The 24,764-nt window shown below is 72.2% G+C and carries 18 protein-coding genes; 11 read left to right on the top strand and 7 right to left on the bottom strand.

The window, feature by feature from the left end; all coding sequences use genetic code 11:
- Positions 1 to 17: 17 nt before the first annotated feature.
- Genes HHX31_RS09670 through HHX31_RS09650 form a run of 5 tightly spaced genes read right to left on the bottom strand, consistent with a single transcriptional unit; the run spans position 18 to position 9,807 of the window.
- On the bottom strand, positions 18 to 2,993 hold the full coding sequence (locus HHX31_RS09670; RefSeq protein ID WP_169947372.1) for an NHLP bacteriocin export ABC transporter permease/ATPase subunit: 2,976 nt from the start codon (positions 2,991 to 2,993) through the stop codon (positions 18 to 20).
- Positions 2,990 to 5,242, bottom strand: a complete 2,253-nt coding sequence (locus HHX31_RS09665; RefSeq protein ID WP_169947370.1) for an NHLP family bacteriocin export ABC transporter peptidase/permease/ATPase subunit — start codon at positions 5,240 to 5,242, stop codon at positions 2,990 to 2,992. Before HHX31_RS09665 ends, HHX31_RS09670 begins: the two co-directional genes overlap by 4 nt.
- 11 nt (positions 5,243 to 5,253) lie before the next feature.
- The gene (locus HHX31_RS09660; RefSeq protein ID WP_169947368.1) at positions 5,254 to 6,066 is read right to left on the bottom strand and encodes an HlyD family efflux transporter periplasmic adaptor subunit; all 813 of its coding nucleotides are present in this window, start codon (positions 6,064 to 6,066) and stop codon (positions 5,254 to 5,256) included.
- Positions 6,063 to 7,523: a SagB family peptide dehydrogenase gene (locus HHX31_RS09655; RefSeq protein WP_169947366.1), complete on the bottom strand. Its 1,461-nt coding sequence runs from the start codon at positions 7,521 to 7,523 to the stop codon at positions 6,063 to 6,065. Before HHX31_RS09655 ends, HHX31_RS09660 begins: the two co-directional genes overlap by 4 nt.
- Before the next feature lie 16 nt (positions 7,524 to 7,539).
- Positions 7,540 to 9,807 (bottom strand): TOMM precursor leader peptide-binding protein, encoded by a 2,268-nt coding sequence (locus HHX31_RS09650; RefSeq protein WP_169947364.1) that lies wholly within the window; start codon positions 9,805 to 9,807, stop codon positions 7,540 to 7,542.
- A 437-nt stretch (positions 9,808 to 10,244) separates the two neighbouring features.
- On the opposite strand from HHX31_RS09650, the gene HHX31_RS09645 reads away from it, so the two are divergent.
- The 3 genes from HHX31_RS09645 (at position 10,245) to HHX31_RS09635 (ending at position 15,695) form a co-directional block, all read left to right on the top strand.
- Positions 10,245 to 13,082 carry an AAA family ATPase gene (locus HHX31_RS09645; RefSeq protein ID WP_283244446.1) on the top strand — a complete coding sequence of 946 codons (2,838 nt, stop codon included), beginning with the start codon at positions 10,245 to 10,247 and terminating at the stop codon, positions 13,080 to 13,082.
- A 147-nt stretch (positions 13,083 to 13,229) separates the two neighbouring features.
- Entirely contained in the window at positions 13,230 to 14,438 is a 1,209-nt protein-coding gene (locus tag HHX31_RS09640) for a cytochrome P450 (RefSeq protein ID WP_169947360.1), read from the top strand.
- A 285-nt stretch (positions 14,439 to 14,723) separates the two neighbouring features.
- Positions 14,724 to 15,695: a type IV toxin-antitoxin system AbiEi family antitoxin gene (locus HHX31_RS09635; protein WP_169947358.1), complete on the top strand. Its 972-nt coding sequence runs from the start codon at positions 14,724 to 14,726 to the stop codon at positions 15,693 to 15,695.
- Positions 15,696 to 15,881: 186 nt separating this feature from the next.
- Here the strand turns inward: HHX31_RS09635 and HHX31_RS09630 are convergent, their stop codons facing one another.
- Positions 15,882 to 16,901, bottom strand: coding sequence for a GDP-mannose 4,6-dehydratase (locus HHX31_RS09630; protein WP_169947356.1), 1,020 nt, complete (start codon positions 16,899 to 16,901; stop codon positions 15,882 to 15,884).
- Between the two features lie 267 nt (positions 16,902 to 17,168).
- Here HHX31_RS09630 and HHX31_RS09625 point away from each other — a divergent pair, with 267 nt between their 5' ends.
- Genes HHX31_RS09625 through HHX31_RS09615 form a run of 3 tightly spaced genes read left to right on the top strand, consistent with a single transcriptional unit; the run spans position 17,169 to position 20,230 of the window.
- Entirely contained in the window at positions 17,169 to 18,410 is a 1,242-nt protein-coding gene (locus HHX31_RS09625; protein ID WP_249345852.1) for a glycosyltransferase family 4 protein, read from the top strand.
- Between the two features lie 48 nt (positions 18,411 to 18,458).
- Positions 18,459 to 19,172: a class I SAM-dependent methyltransferase gene (locus tag HHX31_RS09620; RefSeq protein ID WP_169947352.1), complete on the top strand. Its 714-nt coding sequence runs from the start codon at positions 18,459 to 18,461 to the stop codon at positions 19,170 to 19,172.
- On the top strand, positions 19,169 to 20,230 hold the full coding sequence (locus tag HHX31_RS09615) for a prenyltransferase (protein ID WP_169947350.1): 1,062 nt from the start codon (positions 19,169 to 19,171) through the stop codon (positions 20,228 to 20,230). Before HHX31_RS09620 ends, HHX31_RS09615 begins: the two co-directional genes overlap by 4 nt.
- A 46-nt stretch (positions 20,231 to 20,276) precedes the next feature.
- Here the strand turns inward: HHX31_RS09615 and HHX31_RS09610 are convergent, their stop codons facing one another.
- Positions 20,277 to 20,906 (bottom strand): class I SAM-dependent methyltransferase, encoded by a 630-nt coding sequence (locus HHX31_RS09610; protein ID WP_249345851.1) that lies wholly within the window; start codon positions 20,904 to 20,906, stop codon positions 20,277 to 20,279.
- A 105-nt stretch (positions 20,907 to 21,011) separates the two neighbouring features.
- Here HHX31_RS09610 and HHX31_RS09605 point away from each other — a divergent pair, with 105 nt between their 5' ends.
- The 5 genes from HHX31_RS09605 to HHX31_RS09585 all read left to right on the top strand — a co-directional run bounded on the left by HHX31_RS09605 (position 21,012) and on the right by HHX31_RS09585 (position 24,556).
- Entirely contained in the window at positions 21,012 to 21,452 is a 441-nt protein-coding gene (locus HHX31_RS09605; RefSeq protein ID WP_211589540.1) for a pyridoxamine 5'-phosphate oxidase family protein, read from the top strand.
- A gap of 38 nt (positions 21,453 to 21,490) precedes the next feature.
- Entirely contained in the window at positions 21,491 to 21,682 is a 192-nt protein-coding gene (locus HHX31_RS09600; protein ID WP_169947346.1) for a ferredoxin, read from the top strand.
- A 41-nt stretch (positions 21,683 to 21,723) separates the two neighbouring features.
- Entirely contained in the window at positions 21,724 to 22,809 is a 1,086-nt protein-coding gene (locus HHX31_RS09595) for a Zn-dependent alcohol dehydrogenase (protein WP_169947344.1), read from the top strand.
- A 71-nt stretch (positions 22,810 to 22,880) separates the two neighbouring features.
- Entirely contained in the window at positions 22,881 to 23,375 is a 495-nt protein-coding gene (locus HHX31_RS09590; RefSeq protein ID WP_169947342.1) for an MSMEG_6728 family protein, read from the top strand.
- Between the two features lie 98 nt (positions 23,376 to 23,473).
- The gene (locus tag HHX31_RS09585) at positions 23,474 to 24,556 is read left to right on the top strand and encodes an ATP-binding protein (protein ID WP_211589539.1); all 1,083 of its coding nucleotides are present in this window, start codon (positions 23,474 to 23,476) and stop codon (positions 24,554 to 24,556) included.
- The last annotated feature ends 208 nt before the right edge of the window (positions 24,557 to 24,764 follow it).

Raw genomic sequence — 24,764 nt, 5'->3', positions numbered from 1 at the left:
GCGGCGCCTCGCCGGGGTCAGATCTGGCGGCGGGCCAGCCTGGCGAACAACCCGTCGGCGTCCTCCAGCAGTTCCTGGTACCTGCCCTGCTGGACGATGCGCCCGCGGTCGAGCACCACGATCCTGTCGGCGTCCCTGATCGTCGAGAGCCGGTGGGCGATCACGATCCGGGTGGCGTTGAGCTGGCGGGTGCTCTCCGTGACGACCTTCTGGGTGGGGTTGTCCAGCGCGCTCGTCGCCTCGTCGAACAGCACGATGCGGGGGTGCGATACGAGGGCGCGGGCGATCATGATGCGCTGCCGCTGCCCGCCCGACAGCGTGTTGGTGCCCTCCGACAGCACCGTGTGCATGCCCATCGGCATGTTCGCGATGTCGTCGGCGATGCCCGCCATGGCGGCGGCGTCCCAGGCGTCGTCGATCGTGTGATCGGTGCTGCCGATGATGTTGGTCTTGATGTCGCCCGCGAGCAGCGAGCTGTTCTGCAGGACCACCCCGCACTGGCGGCGCACCGCGCCGATGTCCAGCTCGTCCAGGTCCTGGCCGTCGTACAGGACCGTGCCGGAGCTCGGCGACTCGAAGCCGAGCAGCAGCCGCAGGATCGTCGACTTGCCGCTGCCGGTGGGGCCGACGATCGCGACGAACTCCCCCGGCTCGATCGACACGTCCACCTCGTCCAGGACGAGCGGCCCGTCCTCGCCGTACCGGAACGACGTCCGCGACAGCTCGATCCGGCCCGACAGCTCGCCGGGATCGGCCTTGCCCGCGTGCTCCTCGGGCTCGGCCGCCAGGATCGGCCGCAGCCGCTCCAGCATGGGCACCACGCTCATCGCGGTGATCGCCGCGCCGGTGAACTGCAGCACCGAGGCCAGCAGCAGGTTGAACGCGGCGAAGAACGCCAAGAACGCGGGAACGGTCACCTCCCCGAGCATCGGCCCGGCCACCACGGCGAAGACGACGACCGAGGCGACCAGCGTGAAGCCGGCGTTGAAGGTCGTGACGAAGTTCTGCACCCTGCGGGCGGACACGCCGACGCTGCGCGCCTTGAGGAACTCCGACGACCAGACCCCGAAGGCCCGGTCCTCGGCCGCCGCCACCCGCAGCTTCGGCACCGCCGTCAGGAGCTGGAAGACCCGCGACGACAGCCGCTGCTCGTGGGTGTAGAGCCTGCGCTGCAGGCGCACCTCGAAGAAGCCGGCCACCGCGCACACGAGCACGCCGATCAGCACGAGCGCCGACGCGATCAGCGCCAGCCGCACGTCGTAGAAGAAGACGAGCACGAGGTTGGCCAGGCCGGCGAACAGCCCGAGCGCCGCCGTCGTCATGACGCCCGACAGCGTCTCCTGCACCGCGCTCACGCCGAGGACCGTGGTGCCCAGCTCGGCGGTGGAGTAGTCGGTGAAGAACTTCGCGGGCAGCGACAGCAGCCGCATCCACGCGCCCGCCTGCAGGCGGGCCGACGACCTGCCCTCGATGCGCAGCGCGGCGAAGTTCTGCACCACCGACAGAGCCGCCGCCACGAGCGACCCCGCGATCACCAGCAGCGCGCCCTGCACGATCATCTCGCGCTCGGCCCTGGCCACGTACGTGCCGAGCACGAGGCCGGTCATGGCGGGCACCAGCAGGCCGATGAAGGCCACCAGCGTGCCCAGGCTGAGCAGGGTCCACAGGTCCTTGCGGTTCTTGGCCAGCCCGAACCGCAGCAGCCCGCCCACCCCGGTGACGGCGGGCGGCAGCGGCTCGTACAGCACGTCGGCGTGCCGGGTCAGCGTGCCGGCGACCTCCGCCGTGACCGGGGTGACGCGTTCCTCCCCCGGCGCGGCCACGACGTAGCGCGACCCGATGGGCAGCAGCGCCACCGGCACCCCGTCGGAGGCGCGGTAACCCACCATCGGCCCGATGTCCCGCCGCCACCAGCGGTCGTCCAGCCTGATCCTGCGGGTGCGCACGCCGGAGGCGAGCGCGATGGCCTGCAGCGGGTCGATCCTGCCGCCGTGCGCCCCGCCCTGCGGGGGCGCGGTCACCGGGAAACCGGCGTGCGACGCCACCAGGCGCGCGGCGGCCAGCGCGGGCGGATCCCCCGCCACGTCGGCGAGGCGCACCCGCGCCTCGGTGTCGCGCACCAGCGTGTCGAACCCGCGGGCGGTGCCGCGCAGCACGTCCGCGCCCCGCTCGGCCCGGCCCGTCAGCGCCTTCAGCTCGGCGGAGTTCCTGCGCTCGACCCGCCGGTCGATCATGTAGAGGAAGCGGGTGGTGTGCTCGACCCACCGGTGCCACAGCGCGCCTTCGCCGAGCAGGTCGAGGGTCGACCGGGCGCGCAGCCGCGCCGGGCCGAGCGCCGCCAGCCAGTCGCGCTCGGTCACGCAGACCTCGGCGCCCGCGCTGAGCTGACCTGAGACGCCCTCCGGCATCTCGACCACGCCGTCCTCGACCGTGATCCACTGGACGCCGTCGACGGAACGGACGGCCTCGCCCTCGCGTACGGTGACGGGCTCGTGCGGCACCAGCGGGACGAAGTCGCGCGGGGGCAGCGTGTCGCGCATCGACGCCGCGAGCGCCACCAGCCCGGCGTCCAGGCCGCGCACGAACTCGCGCACCGCCAGGCCGTACTCGCGGGTGGGCAGCGCGCGGACCGCCCTGCCCGACTCGGACGGGCCGTGGACGCGCCGGGCCGACAGGCCCTCCAGCCGGGCCAGCGGCAGGCGCGACACGCGGGTGCCGAGCACCGGCCGCCCGACGATGCTGTGCCTCGGCCCCCTGGGCGAGCCGAGCATCAGCGTGCCCTGCCGCACCCGGCACAGGTAGTTCCACCTGCCGACCGGCTTGCCGTCCCGCAGGCGCACGGCGAACAGGTCGACCGCGCCGCGCTCGACCAGCAGCACCTCGCGCAGGTCGGCGAGCACGAGCAGCCGGTCGGCCGAGTAGTCGACCGGCGTGGCCGCGTCCGTGAAGAACGACGAGAACGCCGGGGAGTCCGCCACGGTCGAGACGCTCATCGGTCCGCTCCCTCGCCGCCCGTCCGGGCGTTCTCGATCAGGCGTGCGTAGTGCCCGCCGAGGCCCACCAGGTCCTCGTGTATGCCGCGCTCCACCACCTCGCCCTGGTGCAGCACGAGGATCTCGTCGGCGTCCCGTACGGTGGACAGCCGGTGCGCGATGATCAGGCAGGCGCAGCCGCGGCGGCGCAGGTTGTCGGCGATCACCCGCTCGGTCTCCGGGTCGAGCGCGCTGGTCGCCTCGTCGAGGACGAGCAGGGTCGGCTGCGCCGCCAGCGCCCTGGCCAGCTCCATCCGCTGACGCTGGCCGCCGCTGAAGTTGCGCCCGCCCTCGCGGACCCGGCTGTTGAGCCCGCCCGGACGGGCGGAGATGACGTCGAAGACGGCCGCGTCGTGCAGCGCGGCGGTGACGACCTCGTCGGAGATGTCGTCGCTCCACAGCGTGAGGTTGTCGCGCACCGTGCCCTCGAACAGTGAGATGTCCTGGTCCACGTACGCGATCGAGGCCGCGAGCTCGGTGCGCGAGATCTCCTGGCGGTCGCGCCCGTCGAGCAGCACCCGGCCGGACGCCGGGCCGTACAGACCGGCCGCGAGCCTGCCGATCGTCGACTTGCCGCTTCCCGAGCTCCCCACGATCGCCACCCGGCGGCCGGGCACCACAGAGAACGACACGTTGCTGATCACCGGTTTGGCCAGCGGGTTGTACCCGAACGTCACCTCGTCGAAGGTGATCGACCCGTCGAGCCGGCTGCCCGAGGGCCTGTCCTCGCGGTCGAAGACGGGCGAGCGGGGATGCCGTTCCACGTCGTACAGGCGGGTGATGTCGGCCGAGATGTCCTGGAGGCGCCCGCCGAGGTTGGTGAGCTGGGTGACCGGCCGCGACAGCGCGCCGAGCAGGCTCTGGAAGGCCACCAGCAGGCCGACGCTGACCGCGCCGTCCACCACGCGCAGGCCGCCGACGAGCAGGATGAGCCCGCTGTTGACCCCGGCGAGCAGCGGCGGCACGACCGTGATGACCGCGCTCGGCACGCCCAGCCGCTGCCGGGCGGTGACCGCCTTGGCCAGGAAGCCCGCCCATCTCTGGAACGCCCCCGGCTCGGCGCCGGTGGCCTTGACGGTCTCCACGAGTTGCAGCGTGTTGAACGTGGCCGAGGTGAGGTTGCCGAGATCGGCCCGCAGGGCGGCCACCGCGTCGGTCCTCGCCCTCGACACCTGCCGCAGGACCACGATGTTGAGCAGCGCCATGCTCACGCCGATGAGGGCGAGCAGCAGGTCGTACCTGACCAGGACGACCGCGTAGAAGAGCACGAGGACGAGGTTGACGACGGTGATCGCCAGATCCCTGGACAGGATCTCGGCGACCATGTCGTTGGCAGAAACCCGCCGGGCGACCTCGGCGGGCCTGCGTTGCAGGAAGAACTCCACCGGCAGGCGCAGCAGATGCCGGAAGAAACGGGCGGAGCTGACCAGCCCCATCCGTATCTCCATCCGCAGCAGGTAGTGCCGCTGGACCGAGGTCAGCACGAACATCGCCAGGGCGGTCATCGACATCGCCAGCAGCAGCGGCAGGACGAAGCCGGGATCGCGGCCGGTGAGGATGTGGTCGATGAACACCCGGCTGAAGGCCGGGGCGACGATCCCCGGCACGACCAGCAGCAGGCTCGCCAGCAGCACCAGCGGCAGCGCCCGGCCCGTGGGCATGCGGCGCGACAGCAGCGCCTCCGCGACCCTGGTGGGGCGGCCGCCCGGCCGGAACCCCGGCCCTGGCTCGAAGGTCAGCACGATGCCGGTGAAGCCCGAGTCGAACTCGTCCCAGTCGAGCAGGCGCGGGCCGCTCGCGGGGTCGTTGACCGCCACGACCTGCCTGCCGAAGCGGGTGCGGATGCCCTCGACGACCATGAAGTGCTGGAACGCCCAGAAGATGATCGCCGGCTTGGCGACGTCGCGCAGGTCGTCCAGCTCCATCTGGAAGCCCTTGGCCTCCAGGCCGTACCTGCGGGCGGCGGCGATCACGCTGGACGCCTTCGCGCCGTCGCGGGACACCGCGCAGGCGGCCCGCAGCTCCTCGAGCGGCACGAACCTGCCGTAATGGCCGAGGACCATGGACAGGGCGGCCGCCCCGCACTCGACGGCTTCCATCTGGATGACGGTCGGCGTGCTCCCGCGCCGCCCGCCCCGTCTGCGGGCGTCGCGCCCACGCGGGGCGCGGGGCGGCTGGGCGTCCGCGCGGGGCGCCGTGACCTGGCTCATCCGTCTCCTTCTCAGCGTCCGAGCAGCAGGTTGAATGGGGTCTGGCTGCTGAGCGTGACCGTGCCCGTCACCGTGACCTGCGACCGCAGCCTCATCGGTGGACCGGTCTCGGTCGTCCAGGAGTAGCCGGAGAGGGTCGCCGCGTCGGGGACGAGGTCGACGACCACCAGGCGGGGCGGCTGCCCGCCGACGTAGCCGCGGGCCGCGAGGTCCCCGCCGACCAGGCCGGCGACGCCCTCCGCCATCAGCGGGTAGGGGCTGATCGAGGTCACCGTGCCGCGCAGCAGCCCGAACACGCCGGGCGGGGCGTCGGCCACCGCGAGGTCGACCGTACGGCCGGGGGCGATGCCGAGCGCCTGGTCGCCCGGCACGAACAGCATCGCGACCAGGCGGTCGTGGGGGCCGTCGGTCCGCTCCATCGCGAGCAGCCCCTCGCCCTCGCGGACCATCGCGCCCTCGCCCGCCGACATGGTGACGACCTCGCCGGTGAACGGGCTGCTCACGGTACGCACGGTGCCGTCGGCCCGCAGGACCTCCGCCACCGCCTGGCCGCGCACCACCCGCCCGCCCGGGCCCACCATCATCGTCCGCACGGTCCCTGTGTAGGGGCTCTGCAACTCGGCGGTGCCCGCCGGGCGGGTCAGCAACCCCTTGGCGGTGACGGTGACGGGCAACCGGCCGACGAACGACCACGCCCCCGCGGCGACGACCACGATCAGCACGACGAACGTGGCGATCCAGCCGCGCGGCGAGGCGAGCAGCGTCGGCGAGTCGAGCTCGTCGGGCTCCCGCATCCGCTGCAGGGCCTTCAACCGGAACTTCACATCGGCACCCCCGTCCGCCACTGCGGCGGCGTCCCCGCCGCGCCGCCCGGCCTGCTGCCGAGCACGAGCTCGCCCACGCTGCCCTCCGCGTGCGGGTCGAGGCCGCTGGCCGCGGCGAACTCCGCCGCGTCCCCGCCGCCGAGCCCGCAGACCGCCAGGCCCATGGCCGTGGCCACCAGGTAGAAGGTCTGGTACAGCACGCCGACGTGCTTGAGGATCAGCGAGTAGGCGATGGTCTCGTACTTCCACATCACCCGGCCGAAGCGGGCCGTCACGAGCAGCAGGACCTGGGGGTCGTCGGTCATCATCGCCGCCGACCTGGCCCGGTCGAGCAGCGTGCGGGTCGCGGGACCGGGATCGGCCACCCGTTCCAGCGCGTGCGCGCCGGCGGCGTAGTGCCACAGCCCCGCCTCCAGGCCCTCGCAGGAGACGACGAGGGGATAGACCTCCAGCTCGTGGACGGCGCCTCCGGACGGGTAGGGCCGGTCGGCCAGCTCCTGGCCGTCCTCACCGGTGAACGTGCCCCGCTGGCGCATCGTGCGGTAGAGCAGCTCGCCGAGGCGGTCCAGGGTGATCGGGGCGGCGGCGTCGTGCTCGCGGATCGAGCGGCGGGCCTCCAGGACGTCGGTTAGACCGGCCTCGGTCTTCGCGATCGCGTCCAGGTCGGGAGGCTCCAGGGTGATCCTGGGCCCGGGGAACGCGGGCGGCGTCACGGGCAGCGGATCCTGCACGCCCCGCATGGGGTAGCTGCCGCCGTAGCGTGCGCTCGCGCGTGGCTCCCTGGTGCGGGTGTGCAGCCACAGGTCGGCCGGCGACCACTGGGCGAGCGGCGCCGCGCCGCGCTCGGGGTCCTTCCCCTCCTGCGTCGGCCGCACCAGCAGCCCGGCGCCGGCGAACAGGCCGAGGACCGCCGCCGTGGTCGCGTCCGGCAGGCCAGGGCAGACGAGCGCGGCCGGCGTCGTCCAGTCCGCGAGCAGGCCGAGCAGCGGGGCGGCGGCCGGGGCGAGCTCCACCCCGAGTGGACTGCGGGGCGCGCGCACCACGAGCCTGCCGTCCTCCGGCGCCGCGACGGCGAACCTCGAAAGACGCACCCTGGCGTCCGCGGCGAGCGGCGCGGCCGCGCGCAGGGGACCGCCGCCGTAGGGGCGCAGCACGGCGACCGGGTCACCGCCTGACGACGTCACCGCCCGCTCCAGCAGCGCCCCCGCCGACAGCTTGCGCAGCAGCAGGTGCCAGCGCAGCAGCCCGCCCTCGCCGTCGTGCGAGGTGACGATCCCGGCCAGTTCCTCCTCGCTCACGCCGCCGCCCGCGAGCGCCCGCAGCGCGGCGACCGCGCCCGGCGGCAGACCGCGCAGCGCGGCCGGCCCGAACGGCGTGGCCAGGGTGAGCGCCCCCGGCGTCCCCTCCGGTTCTGACAGCCCCGCGTCGCGGCGCAGCCGCAGCTGAACGGTGTGCATCGCTCTCCCCTATCGGTCAGAAGAAGACGCTGGTGGGGTTGAGCTCCTCCTCCGTGGCCGGCCGCGTCCGCCAGCCGAGGGACACCGGGACGTCGTACAGACGGCCGGGGCCGAGCCTGCGCCAGAAGTGGCGCATGCCGGGAACCAGCACCCGGGCCACGCTGAGCTCAAGATCGGGCCTGGTCTGGTCGAGCACGATCATCTCCAGGCCGCAGGCGGCGGCCCTGGAGACGCAGGTCTCGACGTCGGCCGCGAGGTCGGTGTCCTGCGGCACCGCGTAGTCCGCGAGCGTGCGCGGACGCTGCGCGGGGTCGGGCAGCAGCCAGGGGTCGCTCTCGACGGTGGTCTCCTTCCACCAGCGGAGCGTGGCGATGTCGTCGTCGTGGTAGATCGTCTCGCCGTTCTCGTCCCTGCGGCGTACGGAGGGGAGGAACTGGTTGACCTCGGTCAGCGTGCGCAGCGCGGCGATCCGGGGATCGAGGTGTGAGCCGAACCCCACGATGACGTCCTGCACGGGGTGGTCCAGCCGGTGGGACACGCCGGCGAAGGCCGGCACGCCGAGGTCGGTGGTGAGGTCGAGCAGCCACAGGCTGCGGCCCATGTCGGCGTAGAACTCGCGCAGCGTGTCGATGTAGGGCTCGTTGAGCGAGTCGAGGTCGAAGGCGGGCCTGCGGACCCGGTTGTACCACCACAGCGCGACCGCGTCCCGCTCCACCACCTCGCAGAACCCCTGCAGGATGGCCTCCTCGAGCGTGTTGCCCGATGCGCTGCCGTTGGAGTCGCCGACACAGTAGAAGTGGCGTTCCAGGTCGGGGTGGCCGTACCAGGCGTACCCGGCGGGGACCAGCCGCTCCTCGTCCGCGGTCAGCGACCAGGCCCGCGACCAGTCCAGCGGCAGGTCGGTGCGGAACCGCTCAGGCACCAGGTGCAGCCGGTGCGAGGGGTCGCTGTTCCAGGCGGACCTGTCGCCGAACTGCCTTTCCGAGAACAGCAGCAGATCGTCCGGGTGGACCGCGCGGCCCTGCTCGATGTCGGCGTAGGCCGCCTTGAGCACCGGCTCCTCGCCGCGCCACACGCCCGAGTAGCGCTCGATCGCCTCGCACAGCGCGCTGACCTTGGCCTGGATCTCGGTGCGGCCCTTGCCGCCGCTCTGCCCGCGCAGGTTGCGGCGCAGCAGGTCCATGTTGTCGCCGAGCATCGCGAAGTTGTGACCAGCGGTGAAGCTGTAGGTCACGCCGTTGTCCTCGCCGTTCCACGGGCGCAGCCCGGTGACCGCGCCGAGATAAGGGCTGACGTGCCGCTCCAGCCGGGCGTACGTCGCCGAGGGCTGCTCGACCCGGTAGCCGCCGTCGGTCACGTGCCTGGCGGTCCGCGCGGCCAGCGCCACCTTGGGCTCCCGCTCACGGATCAGCGCGGGGTCGCCGCACGCCGGGCACTGCGGCAGCCGGATCAGCTGGTGCTCCGCGCTGGTGAGCGTGCGCAGGTCCACTGTGATCATGGTGCCCTGCAGCGTCGACGGCTTGCCGGTGGCGGCGGTCCGCACGAGCTCGGCCGCGAGCAGCCCGCCGACCGCGGCCACGCCGCCCGGCAGCGCCTCGCGCACCGGGTGGCTCGGCGCTTCCCCGCGGCCGCGCTTGCCCGCCAGGTAACGCTCGACCTGCCGGTTGCCCGCGAGCCGCTGGGACAGGCAGGCCCAGCAGCCCGTGTCCCCCGGCTGGAACAGCGGCCCGAGCCAGGCCACGGTTCCGGCCGGCCTGACCAGCACCCAGGGCCGCCCGGCCGCCAGGCACTCGGCGTTGAGCTCCTCGAGGCCCGGGTCCAGGTAGTCGTCGACCACCGCCACGACCATGTCGCCCATGCCGCCGTCGTGCGGATCCGTACGCAGCCCGTGCTCGCGCAGCAGCGCCTCGACCGGCGCCGGGTCGACGCCACTGCCCGCGAACACGCGGAAGGAGGTCCGCTCCAGGGCGGTGACGACGGCCGCCGGGTCGATGCCCTGCGCGTCCCAGAAGGCGAGCAGCGGGTCGGTCAGGGGCGGCCTGCCCTCGACCAGGTGACCCGCGGCCTCGTAGCGCCGTACGGCGAGCACCGCCTGGGCCGGTGACAGTTCGCCGGCCAGCGCCTGCACGATGTCCATCACGGTGTGCCGGCCGTCGAGATAGGGGATGACGCGGCCCGAGCCCGCGCCGCGGACGAGATAGTGCTGGCCCTCCGCCAGAAGGAAGACTTTCGCGTCGTCGAGGACTTCGGTGGTGAAGTGCGCCTTCAGCCGTGGCCGTTCCATGCCCCTCGCCATTCACTGGTCGATTAGCCGATGAGCGGAGAATTCCACCGAATTCATGAAGAAGTAAAGACGTATTTATTGCCCTACTGACATATACGTACGCATCTCCCGCACAGCTCGGAATCCGAATCGGTGCGTACGGCGATGCGTAGCGCGGGCCGCGCGGCCGAATACGTATGCCATGCGGGGCGGCGGGCACCCGGCCGGCGGGCCCGCGCGGCGATTCGGCCGCCCGAATCGCCTATGGCGTAGGGGTTCCGGGCTCGGGCGGGTGATACACCCGAGTCGTCGGACTTGGAATCATGACAGAATCCGACTGTTACTTGTCGGCGATAGTGGCGCTTTAACTCGACTGGAATTCACGTATTGACAGACTGCCGACCCTGTCCGGCATGATCCGTATGTCAAGAAAATAAGCATGTGGTCCGGGGGTAGGGATGGCCTCAGGGCGGCCGGTACTACTGCACCGTGACAAGGAGCTGGATGTCGTCGACGACATGCTGGCCGGCCTTTCCGATGGGCGGCCGGCCGTACTGGTGATCCAGGGCACCCGGGGAAGCGGAAAGACCCGGTTGCTGCACGCGGCGCTGGCACGCAGGCCGGGCGGGGTGGTCCTCAGCGCCCGGGGCCACGCCGACGAGCGCTCCTTCGCGTTCGGCGTCGTCCGCCAGTTGTTCGACCCGATGATGAGCGGCGCGGGCCGGGCGGAGGCCGGCGCCCCCGCCGCCGTGCTCGACGCGAACGCCCACGCGCCCGCCATGACGGCCGTGCCGTACGACGGGAGCGCGCCAGGCGTGCCCGCCACGCTGCTCGACGACCTCTACCGGGCCACCCGCTCGCTGACCGCCGGACAGCCGCTCATCATCGCCGTCGACGACCTCAACCATGCCGACCCCCAGTCGGCGCAGTGGTGCTCCTACATCGCCAGGCGGCTCGACGGCCTGCCCATCGCGATGATCCTGACCTGCGACGCGGAGGACCGCACCGCGGGCGAGACGGTCAGGGACATCCTGACACTGCCGTACGCGCGGTCACTGAGGCCCTCCCCGCTCTGCCGGAACTGCGCCGCCACGCTCATCGGGTCGGTGCTGGGCGCCTCCGTGGACGACGAGATCGTCGCCGCCTGTCACGACCTCACCAAGGGCAACCCCCTGCTCCTGCTGGAGACGGCGGCGCGGCTGGCCGCCGCCGACGTCCTGCCGGAACGCGCGGAGCTGCCCAGGGTGCTGCGGATCGGCGCCATCGCGCTCTCGGAGACCGTGCTCGAATGGGTCGCCGGCAGGTATCCGTCCCTCCTCACGCTCCTGCAGAGCCTCGCCATCATCGCGCCGTACGCAGGGCTGGAGACGGCGGCGATGCTGGCCGGGTACGGCGCGGTCGCGGCGGAGGAGGCGGGACAGGCGCTCGCGGGGGCCGGCCTGCTGGAGGGCAGCCCGCCGCAGCGGTTCACCCACGACCTCGTCCAGTCGACGATCCTCGCGCGGATGGATCCCCGCGCACGCGACGAGATGCACCGGCGGGCGGCCTCGCTGCTGCACCGCCTCGGCTCGCCGCCCAAGCGGCCGGCCCGGCACCTGCTGTCGGCCAGCCCCACCGGCGACCCGTGGGCCGTGTCGGTGCTCCGCGAGGCCGCCCGGGAGGCGGTCTCGGAGAACGCCTGGGAGGACGCGACCCGCTACCTCCACCGGGCGCTCGCCACGGCCAAGGGCCCGGCCATCCTCCAGGTGACCGCGGAGCTGGGCGCCGTCGAGATGCACCTCGACATCCCCGCCTGCCTGCGGCACCTGCGCGCCGTGACCGTGCTCGCCGGCGACGTCGGCGAGCGGGCCGACTCCCTGTCGCCCTTCGCCACCACCCTGCTCACGCTCAACTCCCCGGAGGCCGCCTCGGCCTTCTGCGACATCGCCCGGGGTTTCGACGACGACCCGGCCGGCCGGCTCGCCGACCGCCGCGAGGCGCTGCTGCGGCTCAGCGCGCAGGCGCTGCTCACCGGTCAGTCGTACGGCTCGCGCGCGGCGATGCGGCTGCTCGGCGCCGAGTCGGGGGCAGGAGCCGGAGCGCAGGACTATCTCGCCACCGCCGCGCTGTCCTGCGCGGCCAGAGGCAGGCACCGCGAGCGCACACTGGCCCTCGCCCGGCGCTGCCTCGACGGGGGCGGGCCGATCCCGCCGACACTGGTCGTCGCGCTGCTGTGGGCGGGCCGCGTGGACGAGGCGGCGTACTGGTCGGAGCAGGTGGCCGCAGACGCGCGGGCGAACGCCTCGACGACCGGGCAGGCACTCGCCGTCACGCTGCTGTCGGACATCGCCTACCGCAGGGGGGAGCTGCGCGCGTCGCTCGCGCACGCGCGCGAGGCCATCCTGTTCGCGCGGGGATCGCACGCCCTCGGGCTGCACGCCGCCGCCGTGTCCTGCGCGGCCCGCGTGCTCCTGGAGCGCGACGAGCTCGACGTCGCGCACGCGCTGTTCGACGAGGTCGCCGCGCGCGAGCCGGTGCATCCATTCCTGCACGGAGCCCTGCTGGAGGCCCAGGGCCGGGTCGCGGTCGCCAGGGGCGACGTACGCGAGGGGCTGCGGGCCCTGCTGGAGGCCGGCCGGCAGTTGCTGTCCGCCGGAGTGGTCAACCCGGCCTGCGGGGGCTGGCGCGGCCAGGCCGCCCTCGCCTATCTGCGGCTCGGCCAGCGGGTGGCCGCCCGCCGCCTGGCCGAGGAGGAGCTGGAGCTGGCCAGGGCCTGGGGCGCGCCGTACGGCATCGGCCGCGCGCTGAGCACCATGAGCGCGACCGTCGAGGGCGGTCGCCGGGTCGACCTGCTCGTCGAGGCGCTGACCGTGCTGGACGGGACCGAGGGCGGAATCGAGCGCGTCCGGGCGATGGTGCGCCTGGGCGTCGCGCTGCGGGCCTCCGGGGACGCGCGCCGGGCCCACGACACGCTCAGCGAGGCGCACGCGCTCGCCGACGGCCGCGGCGCCGTGCGACTCGCCGCGCTCGCGGAGCGCAACCTCGCCGGCGTCGGCGGGCGGCCCCGCGGCGGGCCCGCCGGTGGCCCTTCGCCGCTGACCGCCGGGGAGATGCGGGTCACGGACCTGGTTCTGCGCGGCATGAGCAACCTCCAGGTCGCCACCGAGCTGTCCATCAGCAAGCGAACCGTGGACACCCATCTAGCCCGGATCTACCGCAAGCTCGGCATCCACACCCGTGCCGAGCTGGCCGAGACCATCAACCGGCTGCGCGAACGGCAGACCGAAACCCGCCGATGGCCCGGTCAGGAGGAGTAGCGGCGGACGCCCGGTCGCCTGACCGGCCACTTGACCGGACGTCGGAGTCGATTCGGGTGGATTACGCGTGGACCGCATCACCGCAGGGCACCGACAGGGCGACCGCCCCTCCCATCAGGGGCCGCCGAACGCGATTGGGTGGACACCATGGAAATCGACCTCGTCGACAAGGACCGTTACGCGCGCGGCGGGGTCCCGCACGAGCAGTTCCGCCTGCTCAGGGAGAGCACGCCCGTCTACTGGCACGAGGGGCAGGACGGCTGGCCCGACTTCTGGGCGATCACCAAGCACGCCGACGTCGTCCACGTTTCACGGCACTCCGACCTGTTCTCCTCCGCGAGGAAGCTGGCGCTGTTCGACGAGATGCCCGAGGAGCAGCGCGAGTTCCAGCGCCTCATGATGCTCAACCAGGACCCGCCCGACCACACCAGGCGCCGCTCGCTGGTCAACCGCGGTTTCACCCCGCGCCAGATCGGACGGCTTGAGGAGCACATCCGGGACATCTGCCACGCGCTGGTGGACGAGGTCCAGGGCGAGCCCGAGGTCGACTTCGTGCGGGACATCGCCGCTCCGCTCCCGCTGTACGTGATCTGCGAACTGCTCGGCGCGCCGGTCGAGGACCGGGAAAAGATCTTCGAGTGGTCCAACCGCATGATCGGCAACGACGACCCCGACTACGCCGAGGGCCCGGAGGAGGGGCGTGCCGCCGCCCTCGAGGTCTACTCGTACGCCCACGCCCTGGGCGAGGCGCGCAGGCGGGAACCCCGCGACGACATCGTCACGAGGCTGCTGCGGCCCGACGAGGACGGGCAGACCCTGACCCGGGACGAGTTCGACCTGTTCGTCCTGCTGCTCATCGTGGCGGGCAACGAGACCACAAGGAACGCGGCGTCCGGCGGCATGCTGACCCTCTTCGAGCACCCGGACCAGTGGAAGCGCCTGGTCGACGACCCCTCCCTCGCCGCGACGGCCGCCGACGAGATCGTCCGCTGGGTGTCGCCGGTCAACATGTTCCGGCGTACGGCCACCGCGGACACCGAGATACGCGGGCAGAAGATCGCCGCGGGCGACAAGGTCGTGGTCTTCTACTCGTCGGCCAACCGTGACGCGGAGGTGTTCGAGCGGCCCGACGAGTTCGACATCGGCCGCGATCCCAACCCCCAGATCGGGTTCGGCGGCGGCGGCGCGCACTTCTGCCTCGGCAACCACCTGGCCAAGCTGGAGCTGAGGGTGCTGTTCGAGGTGCTGGCCCAGCGCCTGCCCGGCCTCAGCCAGGCCGGCGAGGCCAGACGCCTGAGGTCGAACTTCATCAACGGCATCAAATCCCTCCCCGTCACCCCCACCCCCCTCCCGTGATCATGTAATTAGTCGCAGAGATGGCCGGTGAGCAGCCCCTCACCGGCCGTGATCTTGCAGTTTGTCGCACGACACTCCCCCGACCTGCCACTTCACCGTTGGTGATCTTGCAGTTTGTCGCACGCGACCGTGCCCACCTGCGCCTCCCTCCTCCGTGATCTTGCACGTCCTTCCCGCCTACCCCCCACCACCTGCGCCGATCCCGTACGCGATCAAGCAGTGGGTTATCCACAGGACCGGCGCACCGGCGACGGAGACGCGGCGCGATGCCGCACGATCTGAGCCATGGAGGAGTACCTTTCGTCGCCGCTCGCCTCCGCGTACGGCCTGAGCCGCAGCGACACGTCGCGGCTCGTGTCCACCGGCAGGTTCTGGCGCGTCACCCGTGGCGGCCTTTACGCCGGCCCCGACCCGCGCGCCCTCGCCGTACGCGCGCACGCGCTCGGCATCACCTCCCGGGACGTCGTCGCCTGCCGCAGGACGGCCGCCTGGCTCTGGGGGCTCGACGTGCTGCCTCCCGGGAAACGGCACGACGAGTGGCCCGTCGAGGTCGTCGTGCCGAGCGGCGGCCGTACGCCGCCGCGACGGGCGTACGTCGTCGGACGGCAGAGCGACCGGCTGCCGCCCGGCGACGTGACCTCGATCGGCGGAGTCACGGTGACGACGCAGGAGCGTACGGCCCTCGACTGCGCCCGGTGGCTGCCGCGCCTGGAGGCGGTCGCGGCGCTCGACCAGTTCCTCGCGCGCGGAGTGCCGGAGGAGCGGCTGCGCGGGCGAGCGGCGGAGCTCGCCGGCCGGCGGAACGCGAAACGCCTGCGTGAGGTCGTCGCACTCGGCGACGCTGGTGCGCAGAGCCCGCCCGAGAGCTGGGTCAGGGTTCTCGTCGTCGATGCCGGGCTGCCCCGGCCGCGGTCGCAGGTCCGCGTCGAACTGCCGGGCGAAAGGGTGGCCTACCTGGACATGGGGATCGAGCGATATCGGGTCGGCATCGAGTACGACGGCCACGACCACCACAGCAGCGCCCAGGACAGGGCGCATGACGAGTGGAGACGAGCGGAGATCCGCCGGCTTGGGTGGCGGCTGGTGATCATCAGGAAGGACGAGCTGTTCGGCAGCCCCGCGACCTTCCTCGAACGCGTCGCCGAGCGGTTATGGGAGGCCGGCTGGCGGCCCACGCCGGAAGAGTCGGTACGCCTGCAGCGCCAGCTTCGCCTGCTCGGCAGCCCGGAGGCGCGCCATCGGCGGTACGCGGCATAGGGCGCGTTGATCCCCATATGACCTGAGAGTCGGACCCGCGTACGGCCGAGCCGTACGCGGGACCAGCCATGCCCATATGCAGTGCAAGATCACGGACACGAAAGGCGCAGGTCGGCGGCGTGGTGCACGAAAAGTGCATGATCACGAAGGGTGGACGCCCAGGTCGGACCCCACCCGTGCGACAAACTACAAGATCACGCCATCTGGGTCGCCGCCGTCGGCGAGGAGGCGCAGGTCGGCCTCGACCATCATCGCCACGAGTTCCTCGAACGACACCGTCGGCTCCCAGCCGAGCTGTGTGCGGGCCTTCTTGGGATCCGCGCACAGCAGGTCGACCTCCGCGGGACGGTGCAGGGCCGCGTCACAGACGACGTACCGCTCCCAGTCCAGGTCGGCCGCGGCGAACGCCGCCTCGACCAGTTCCCGCACCGAGTGGGTGCGCCCGGTGCCGATGACGTAGTCCTCGGGCTCGGCGGCCGACAGCATCATGTGCATGGCGCGGACGAAGTCGCCGGCGAACCCCCAGTCGCGCCGCGCCCCGAGGTTGCCAAGGCGCAGTTCGGCGGCCATGCCGAGCTTGATCCGCGCGACGCCGAGCGAGACCTTGCGGGTGACGAACTCGGCCCCCCGCCGTGGCGACTCGTGGTTGAACAGGATCCCCGACACCGCGAACATCCCGTACGACTCGCGGTAGTTCTGCGTGAGGAAGTGCCCGTACGCCTTGGCCACGCCGTACGGCGACCTGGGGTGGAAGGGGGTGCGCTCGGTCTGCGGCGTCTCCCTGACCTGGCCGAACATCTCGGAGGACGACGCCTGGTAGAAGCGGATCTGCCCGGTCGCCGACCCGCGCGAGGCGGTGATGCCCGAGCAGACGCGGATGGCCTCGAGCACGCGGAGCACGCCCATGCCGGTCACCTCGCCGGTGAGCTCGGCCTGCTCCCACGACATGGGCACGAACGAGATGGCCCCGAGGTTGTAGACCTCGTCCGGCTGCGCCTTCTCCACGGCCGAGATCAGCGATCCCTGGTCGAGCAGGTCGCCGCGGACCAGCCGCACGTCCTGGAGGAGCCGGCGCACGCGGGGGACGCGCGGGTTGGCCTGCCCCCTGACCAGGCCCCAGACCTCGTATCCCTCGCTCAGCAGGTGTTCCGCGAGATAGGAGCCGTCCTGACCGGTGATGCCGGTGATCAGCGCACGCCTGGCCAACGGATCCTCCTCGTAGCGCCCAACATGGCCTATGAGAGGCGAATGTACCGCCCTGCCCTGCCCGGCCCACGCATCCGCCAGTCAGAACAAAGCTAGAACACGTTACACCGAACGTCGTTCGGGTAACCTAACGCCCCAGGTCGGGAGGGGTGAAGGTCGATCGAGGACCCTTTCCACCTCACCTACCCCATCTAAGGTCAAATGGTAGTGTTCCTGGCAGCAGCCCCACGGGGGCACGGCGGGAAACCGGCTGGAAAGGGGTGCCTCTTGGCGGAGAGGCTGCGAGTCGCGCTGCTGTCCTACCGCAGCAAGCCCACCTGCGGCGGCCAGGGGGTGTACCTACGCCACATCAGCCGCGAGCTCGTCGCTCTTGGCCACCACGTCGAGGTCTTCTCCGGCCAGCCGTACCCGGAGCTGGACGAGGGTGTGATCCTCAACAAGGTGCCGAGCCTGGACCTCTACCGCGACGAGGACCCGTTCCGCACACCGAAGCGCGACGAATACCGCGACTGGATCGACGCGCTCGAGGTCGCCACGATGTGGACGGCCGGCTTCCCCGAGCCGCTGACGTTCAGCCTGCGGGCCTACCGTGAGCTGAAGGCGCGGCGCGGCGACTTCGACGTCGTCCAGGACAACCAGACGCTGGGCTACGGCCTGCTCGGCATCAAGAGGCTGTTCCCGGTGGTCGGCACGATCCACCACCCCATCAGCGTGGACCGGCGGATCGAGCTGAAGGCCGCCAAGGGCTGGAAGCGGCTGTCGATGCGCCGCTGGTACGGCTTCGTGCGCATGCAGAGCGTCGTGGCGCCCCGGCTCAGCCCGATCCTGACGGTCAGCGAGTCGTCGCTGGCCGACATCCACCGCGACTTCAACGTGCCGCAGTCCAGCATGCGGCTGATCCCGCTCGGCGTCGACACGCGGTTCTTCCACCCCCGGCCGGAACTGCCGAAGCGGGACAACTCGATCGTGGCCGTGGCGAGCGCCGACTCGCCCATGAAGGGCGTGGCGACCCTGCTGCGCGCGGTCGCCAAGCTCGCCACCGAGCGCGAGGTCAACCTGACGGTCGTGAGCAGGCCCACCCCCGGAGGGCCCACCGAGCAGCTCGTCAGCGAGCTGTCGCTGCACGACCGCGTACGGTTCGTGCACGGCATCCCCGACGAGGAGCTGGCCGAGCTGATCGCCACCTCCGAGGTCGCGGTGGTCCCCTCGCTGTACGAGGGGTTCTCGCTGCCGGCCGTCGAGCACATGGCGTGCGGCACGCCGCTGGTCGCCTCGCGTACGGGCGCGCTGCCCGAGGTGGTCGGCGACGCGGCCGTGCAGGTGACGCCGGGCGACGCCGAGGAGCTTGCCGGTGTGCTGCGCCGCCTGCTCGACTCCCCCGCCGAGCGCGCCGAGTTCGGCCGCCGCGGCTACGAGCGCGTCATGGAGCGCTACGCGTGGCCGGTGGTCGCGCGGCGCACGGTCGAGGCCTACCACGAGGCCATCGCCGCCCACACCCGCTCGCGGTGACCGCCCGGAAACGGTGACTCCCCAGAACCCACGAAAGGCAGGCAGCGAGTGCTGACCGTCGACTTCAACCGGCTGCCCGTCGGACCGGGCGACCGTGTCCTCGACCTCGGGGCCGGTGGTGGCCGGCACGCCTTCGAGGTGCTGCGCCGTGGCGCCGACGTGGTCGCCTTCGACATGGACGCCGCCGAGATGGAGAGCGTGGCGGCCATGTTCGCGGCCATGGACAAGGAGGGCGAGGTGCCGGCGGGCGCGACCGGCGAGACCGTGGTCGGCGACGCCCTCGGCATGCCGTTCCCCGACGCGTTGTTCGACCGCGTCATCGCCGCGGAGGTGCTGGAGCACATCCCCGACGACATGGCCGCGATGCGCGAGATCGTACGCGTGCTGAAGCCGGGCGGCCGGGCCGCGATCACGGTGCCGAGCTTCCTGCCCGAGCGGATCTGCTGGGCCCTGTCGGAGGACTACCACACGGCCCCCGGCGGACATATCCGGATTTATACGTTGGCGGAACTCCAGGCGAAGCTGAAGTCCTCCGGGCTCGAGGTCGGCGGCCACCACTACGCCCACGGCCTGCACTCGCCCTACTGGTGGATCAAGTGCGCAGTCGGGGTGAACGACGACGGTCACCCTCTGGCCAAGGCGTACCACGAACTGCTCGTCTGGGACATCATGAAGCGCCCCCTCGCCACGCGGCTGGCCGAGGCCGTGCTCAACCCCCTGATCGGCAAGAGCGTCGTGGTCTACGTCCGGAAGCCGGCATGAGGCGGTTACCCGACGTCCCAGGGATCATCACCGCCGAGCAGGTCGTCCGTACGGCCGAGAGCATCGCCGCGATCCAGGACGACCAGGGCGGCGTGCCCTGGCCTGAGGGCCACATCGACGCGTGGAACCACATCGAGTGCCTGATGGCGCTGACCGTGGCCGGGCTGCGCGCCGAAGCCCGCAAGGGCTACGACTGGCTCGTACGGCACCAGCGCCCGGACGGCTCCTGGCCCATGAAGGTCCGCGACGGCGAGCCCGCCGAGGCGGCCGGCGAGTCCAACCACGCGGCGTACATCGCGGTGGGCGTCTGGCACGACCTGCTGGTGACCGGCGACGACGACTTCGCCCGGTCGATGTGGCCTGCGGTGACCCGGGCGCTCGACTTCGTCGTCGGCCTGCAGACCGCGCGCGGCGAGGTGCTGTGGCAGCGCGACGCGGAGGGCCGGCCGGCGGAGTACGCCCTGCTCACCGGGTCGTCGTCGATCTACCAGGGCCTGCGGTGCGGTGCGCTGCTCGCCGAACGGCTGAACGACCCGCAGCCCGACTGGGAACTCGCCGCCGACCGGCTCGGCCACGTGATCGCCGACCACCCGGAGGCGTTCGCCGACAAGAGCCGGTTCTCGATGGACTGGTACTACCCCGTGCTCGGCGGCGCCGTACGCGGCGCGGCGGCGGCCGCCCGCTTCGACCTCGAGTGGGACACCTTCGTGGTGCCGGGCCTCGGCGCGCGCTGCGTCTCCGACCAGCCCTGGGTGACCGGCGCGGAGTCGTGCGAGCTGGTGCTCGCTCTCGACGCCGCCGGGCTGCGGGAGCGCGCGCTGACGGTGTTCGCCGACATGCAGCACCTGCGGCACGAGGACGGTTCCTACTGGACCGGCTGGCAGTTCGTGAACGAGCGGCACTTCCCCAACGAGCGCTCGGGATACACGGCCGCCGCGGTGGTGCTCGCCGCGGACGCCCTCGCCCGCGCGACCCCCGGCTCCGGGATCTTCCGCGACGCCGGCGGCCGGGAGGCCCGCATCACCGGCGAGTGCGGCTGCGAGCGCGCCCGCGCCTGACCGGACGGCGCGTACGGCCGAGCCGTGCTCCCTGCCGGGCACGCCGTCAGACGCGCTCCAGCACCCGCAGCGACCCGGTCACGCGCACCTCGCGGAAGGCGCCGGACTCCAGCGCGCGCAGGTAGACCCGGTAGGGCGCCTGCCCGCCGTCGGCCGGGTCGGGATAGATGTCGTGGAACACCAGCACGCCGCCCTGCATCACGTGCGGCGCCCACCCCTCGTAGTCGGCCGTCACCGGCTCCTCCGAGTGGGCGCCGTCGATGAACAGCACGGCCAGCGGGGACGACCAGTGCCGGGCGACCGTGGCCGATGCGCCCACGATCGCGATCACCTCGTCCTCCAGGCCGGCGGCGGCGATCGTGTCGCGGAAGAACGGCAGCGAGTCCATCCGGCCGGTCCTCGCGTCCACCAGTTCCGGGTCGTGGTGCGGCCAGCCCGGCTGGATCTCCTCGGACCCCCTGTGGTGGTCCACCGTGAAGACGACCGTGCCCGCCTGGCGCGCCCCGGCGCCCAGGTAGATCGCCGACTTGCCGCAGTAGGTGCCGATCTCGCAGATCGGGCCGCGGGAGCCGTACGCGCAGGCGATCTCGTACAACGCCTCGCCCTCGGCGGGCGGCATGAACCCACGCGCCTCCTCGGCGGCGCGGCGCAGGTCGTCGGGCATCGGTGTCAGCATGAGGCGCACCCTACCCAACGAACCGAACAAGGTTCGGCCAGCCCCTTGTCCACCCTGCAGGAACGTGTTCTACTTCACCTCGTGAACCAGCGCGACCGTATCGCGATGAGCGAGGAAGAGATCGCCGGGCTCCTGCGGGACGCCCGAAAGCTCCAGCTCGGCACGGTCAACCCGGACGGCACACCCCACCTGGTCACGATGTTCTACGGACTCGACGACGGCCGCGTCACCTTCTGGACGTACGGCAAGTCGCAGAAGGCTCGCAACATCGAGCGCGACCCCCGGGTGAGCTGCCTGATCGAGACCGGGGAGGAGTACGCCCAGTTGCGCGGCGTGCTCGTCTACGGAAAGGCGCAGACCGTCGAGGATCCCGCGGCCGTCCTGGAGATCGGCCTGCAGGTCGGCCACCGGATGACCGGCGCGCCCGTCGAAGGCCCCGAGGCGCGGGCGTCCGTCGAGCACACCGCGCGCAAGCGCGTGGGCTACGTGGTCGAGCCGCTTCGCGTCGTCTCCTGGGATCACCGCAAACTCGGCGATAGCGTGTGAACTCCAGCGCGACGTGACGCACAGGAGGAGAACGCGCCATGAAGATCAAGGTCGACTACGACGTGTGCGAGGCCAACGCCGTCTGCATGGGCCTGGCGCCGGAGGTCTTCGAAGTCGACGACGAGGACAACCTCCACGTGCTGCTCCCCGAGCCGCCCGCCGAGATGCTCGACCGGGTCCGCCACGCGGTCCGGTCCTGCCCCAAGGCCGCCCTGTCACTCGACGAGTGACCGCGCGGCACTCCACCCCCCGCAAAGACCAGGAGGTCCCCATGCGCGGCGCGCTTCTGCACGCGGTCGGCGACGAAAAGCTCGACATCAGAGACGACTTCACGCTGACGCCGGTGGGCCCGGGCGACGTCCGGGTGCGGGTCAGGGCCACCGGTGTCTGCCACTCCGACCTGTCCGTCCTCACCGGTGTGCTTCCGCAGCCGCTCCCGATCATTCCCGGGCACGAGGGCGCGGGCGAGGTCGTCGAGGTCGGCGACGGCGTGACCACGGTGCGGCCGGGCGACCACGTCATCATCAACTGGACGCCCGCCTGCGGCGACTGCCCGAGTTGCGACGCCGGTCAGCCCAACCTGTGCATGACGTACATGATGAAGAGCTTCTCCGAGCCCCGCTTCCGGTTCGGCGGCGACACCCCGGCGTTCGGCATGGCCGGGTGCGGCACCTGGGCCGAGGAGATCGTCGTGCCGTGGCAGGGCGCGATCAAGGTCGATCCCGACGTGCCGTACGAGGCGGCGGCGCTGATCGGCTGCGGCATCACGACGGGCGTCGGCGCGGTGCTCAACACCGCGAAGGTGCGCCCCGGCGCGACCGTGGCGGTCGTCGGCTGCGGCGGCGTCGGCCTGTCGGTGATCCAGGGCGCCCGCATCTCCGGCGCGACCACGATCCTCGCGATCGACCCGCTGGAGTCCAAGCACGCGCTCGCGAAGAAGGTGGGCGCCACCGACGCCTGCACCCCCGATCAGCTCAGGGACGCCATCGGCACGCTGACCGGAGGCCAGGGCTTCGACCACGGCTTCGAGGCCGTGGGCAAGTCCGCCGCCATCATGACGGCCTGGCAGGCGACGCGGCGCGGGGGCGACGTCATCGTCGTCGGCGCGGGCGCCGTGAACGACCAGGTGCCGCTGAACGCCTTCTCCCTGCTGTTCGAGGGCAAGAACATCCTCAGCTCGCTGTACGGCGGCGCCGACGTCCGCAGGGACTTCCCGCGCTTCGTGAACCTCTACAAGGCGGGCAAGCTCGACCTGGAGAGCATGATCAGCTCCCGGATCAGGATCGGCGACCTGAACGAGGCCGTCGCCGCCCTGCGCGGCGGCGAGGTGCTCCGGCAGATCGTGCTGTTCGACTGACGGCTCCTCCGCCGGAGATCTCCCTGCGTACGTGGATATCCGCGGCGGCCGGGGGTAACCAGAGCGGCGTCATGCAGACGTTCCTGCCCTACCCGGACTTCTCGGCCACCGCCCGCGTCCTCGACCCGCGCCGCCTCGGCAAGCAGCGGGTCGAGGCGCTGCAGGTCCTGCGTACGCTCACCGTCCCCGGGTACGGCTGGCGACACCATCCGGTGGCCCACATGTGGGCCGGCTACGAGGAGGCGCTGGTCCGCTACGGCCTGGAGATCGTCGCGGCCTGGTGCGACCTCGGCCGCGCCGACACCTGCGCGGGGACGATGAGCAGGGAACTGCTGAAGTGCCGTGGCATCGGGACGCCCCGCGCCCAGGCGGCGCTAGCCGAGGCAGGCGAGCTGCCGCCGTGGCTCGGCGACCCCGCCCTCCACCTCAGCCACCGCTCGGCACTGCTGCGCAAGGACCCGGACTTCTACCGCCCGAGGTTCCCCGGCGACCCCGACGACCTGCCCTACGTCTGGCCGGACTCCGACCGGGTCAACGCCCTCCTCCCGCCCCGCCGCGCCCTGTGACGCCCTCGGTAAACCTGTAGATTGCGTCTACGTAGATGCCATCTACATAGGGAGCACAGTGAGCGGCGCCGACCCCTTCGGTCGTCGTCGTCGACGAGATGCCCTGGCTGGCGGAGCAGGACGACCTGTTCGACGGCGCGCTCCAGACGGCTTGGGACAGGCTCCTGTCCGCCAAGCCCGTTCTCCTGCTCCTGCTCGGCAGCGAACTGCACATGATGGAGCGGCTGACCGCTTATGACCGGCCGTTCTACGGACGCGCCGACACCATGGCGCTCGACCCGCTCGATCCCGCGGAGACCGCGGGGGCGCTTGGGCTGACCGGAGGTGACGCCGTCGACGCGTACCTCGCCAGCGGAGGGCTGCCCGGAATCCTGCGCGCCTGGCCGCACGGCACTCCCCCGATGGAGTTCATCCGGCAGGAGTGCGAGGACCCCGCGTCCGCACTCTTCGGCGTACCCGACTCCGTGCTTCTCGCGGAGTTCCCCTCCCCCGACCAGGCCCGCCGGGTGCTGGAAGCGGTCGGCAGCGGCGACAGGAGCCACGCCGCCATCGCGGCGACGGCGGGCGGGCGCGAGGGTCCGCTGCAGTCCGGGTCGCTCTCCCCCCTCCTGCGCAGGCTGACCGACGAGAAGCGCGTACTCGCGATGGACGAACCGCTGTCCGTCCAGCCAGGGAAGCCTGCGCTGTACCGCATCCGTGACCACAACCTGCGGATGTACCTGGGCGTCCTGCGGGCGGCGGCAGAACACACCCGCCGGGGGCGGCCCGACCTCGCCTTCCGGCTGGTACGGCGGCGCTGGGCGAGTCTGCGCGGCCGGGCCGTCGAACCGGTCGTCAGACAGGCCCTGGGCATGGCCGCGGCGGCGGGAGAGCTGCCCTGGCCCGAGGCGGAAGCGATCGGCGGGTGGTGGAACCGCCGGTTCTCCCCTGAGGTGGACCTGATCGGGGCGGACCGGGCGCCGGTGGCGCGGCGGGTGCTGTTCGCGGGCTCGATCAAGTGGCTCGGCACGCCGTTCGACGACCACGACCTGGCCGCGTTGCGCCGCGACGCCGTACAGGTGCCGGGCTTCGATCCGGATGCGGGCGGCCTCGCGGTGGTGTCGCTGTCGGGTGTACGTCCCGGCATGGAGGGCGTCGGCCTGGCATGGGACGCCGGCGACGTGCTGGCGGCGTGGAGGTGAGGCCGCACCGGAGGTGCGGGCACGCCGGAGGGCCGGGCCGCGCGGGTGCGCGGTCCGGCCCTTGGGCCTCTCGGGAGCCTGGGGGGGTCAGCTCTCGGAGGAGAATGCGGCGTCGAAGGCCGCCTCGGGCGGGGTGATGGCGTTGAGGGAGCGGATGTAGGCCAGGGCTTCGGGTGCGCCGTGCAGCCGGTCCATTCCCGCGTCCTCC

The organism is Microbispora sp. H11081, assembly GCF_012999535.1.
Lineage (GTDB): Bacteria > Actinomycetota > Actinomycetes > Streptosporangiales > Streptosporangiaceae > Microbispora.
The sequence above is the reverse complement of the archived record's forward strand: the minus strand, read 5'-3'. Positions and strand labels throughout refer to the sequence as shown.

Coding starts and splice junctions, on each gene's coding strand:
- HHX31_RS09670 (WP_169947372.1), bottom strand. CDS start 2,993: ATGAGCGTCTCGACCGTGGCGGACTCCCCGGCGTTCTCGTCGTTCTTC.
- HHX31_RS09665 (WP_169947370.1), bottom strand. CDS start 5,242: ATGAGCCAGGTCACGGCGCCCCGCGCGGACGCCCAGCCGCCCCGCGCC.
- HHX31_RS09655 (WP_169947366.1), bottom strand. CDS start 7,523: ATGCACACCGTTCAGCTGCGGCTGCGCCGCGACGCGGGGCTGTCAGAA.
- HHX31_RS09650 (WP_169947364.1), bottom strand. CDS start 9,807: ATGGAACGGCCACGGCTGAAGGCGCACTTCACCACCGAAGTCCTCGAC.
- HHX31_RS09645 (WP_283244446.1), top strand. CDS start 10,245: ATGGCCTCAGGGCGGCCGGTACTACTGCACCGTGACAAGGAGCTGGAT.
- HHX31_RS09640 (WP_169947360.1), top strand. CDS start 13,230: ATGGAAATCGACCTCGTCGACAAGGACCGTTACGCGCGCGGCGGGGTC.
- HHX31_RS09635 (WP_169947358.1), top strand. CDS start 14,724: ATGGAGGAGTACCTTTCGTCGCCGCTCGCCTCCGCGTACGGCCTGAGC.
- HHX31_RS09615 (WP_169947350.1), top strand. CDS start 19,169: ATGAGGCGGTTACCCGACGTCCCAGGGATCATCACCGCCGAGCAGGTC.
- HHX31_RS09610 (WP_249345851.1), bottom strand. CDS start 20,906: ATGCTGACACCGATGCCCGACGACCTGCGCCGCGCCGCCGAGGAGGCG.
- HHX31_RS09605 (WP_211589540.1), top strand. CDS start 21,012: ATGAGCGAGGAAGAGATCGCCGGGCTCCTGCGGGACGCCCGAAAGCTC.
- HHX31_RS09600 (WP_169947346.1), top strand. CDS start 21,491: ATGAAGATCAAGGTCGACTACGACGTGTGCGAGGCCAACGCCGTCTGC.
- HHX31_RS09595 (WP_169947344.1), top strand. CDS start 21,724: ATGCGCGGCGCGCTTCTGCACGCGGTCGGCGACGAAAAGCTCGACATC.
- HHX31_RS09590 (WP_169947342.1), top strand. CDS start 22,881: ATGCAGACGTTCCTGCCCTACCCGGACTTCTCGGCCACCGCCCGCGTC.
- HHX31_RS09585 (WP_211589539.1), top strand. CDS start 23,474: ATGCCCTGGCTGGCGGAGCAGGACGACCTGTTCGACGGCGCGCTCCAG.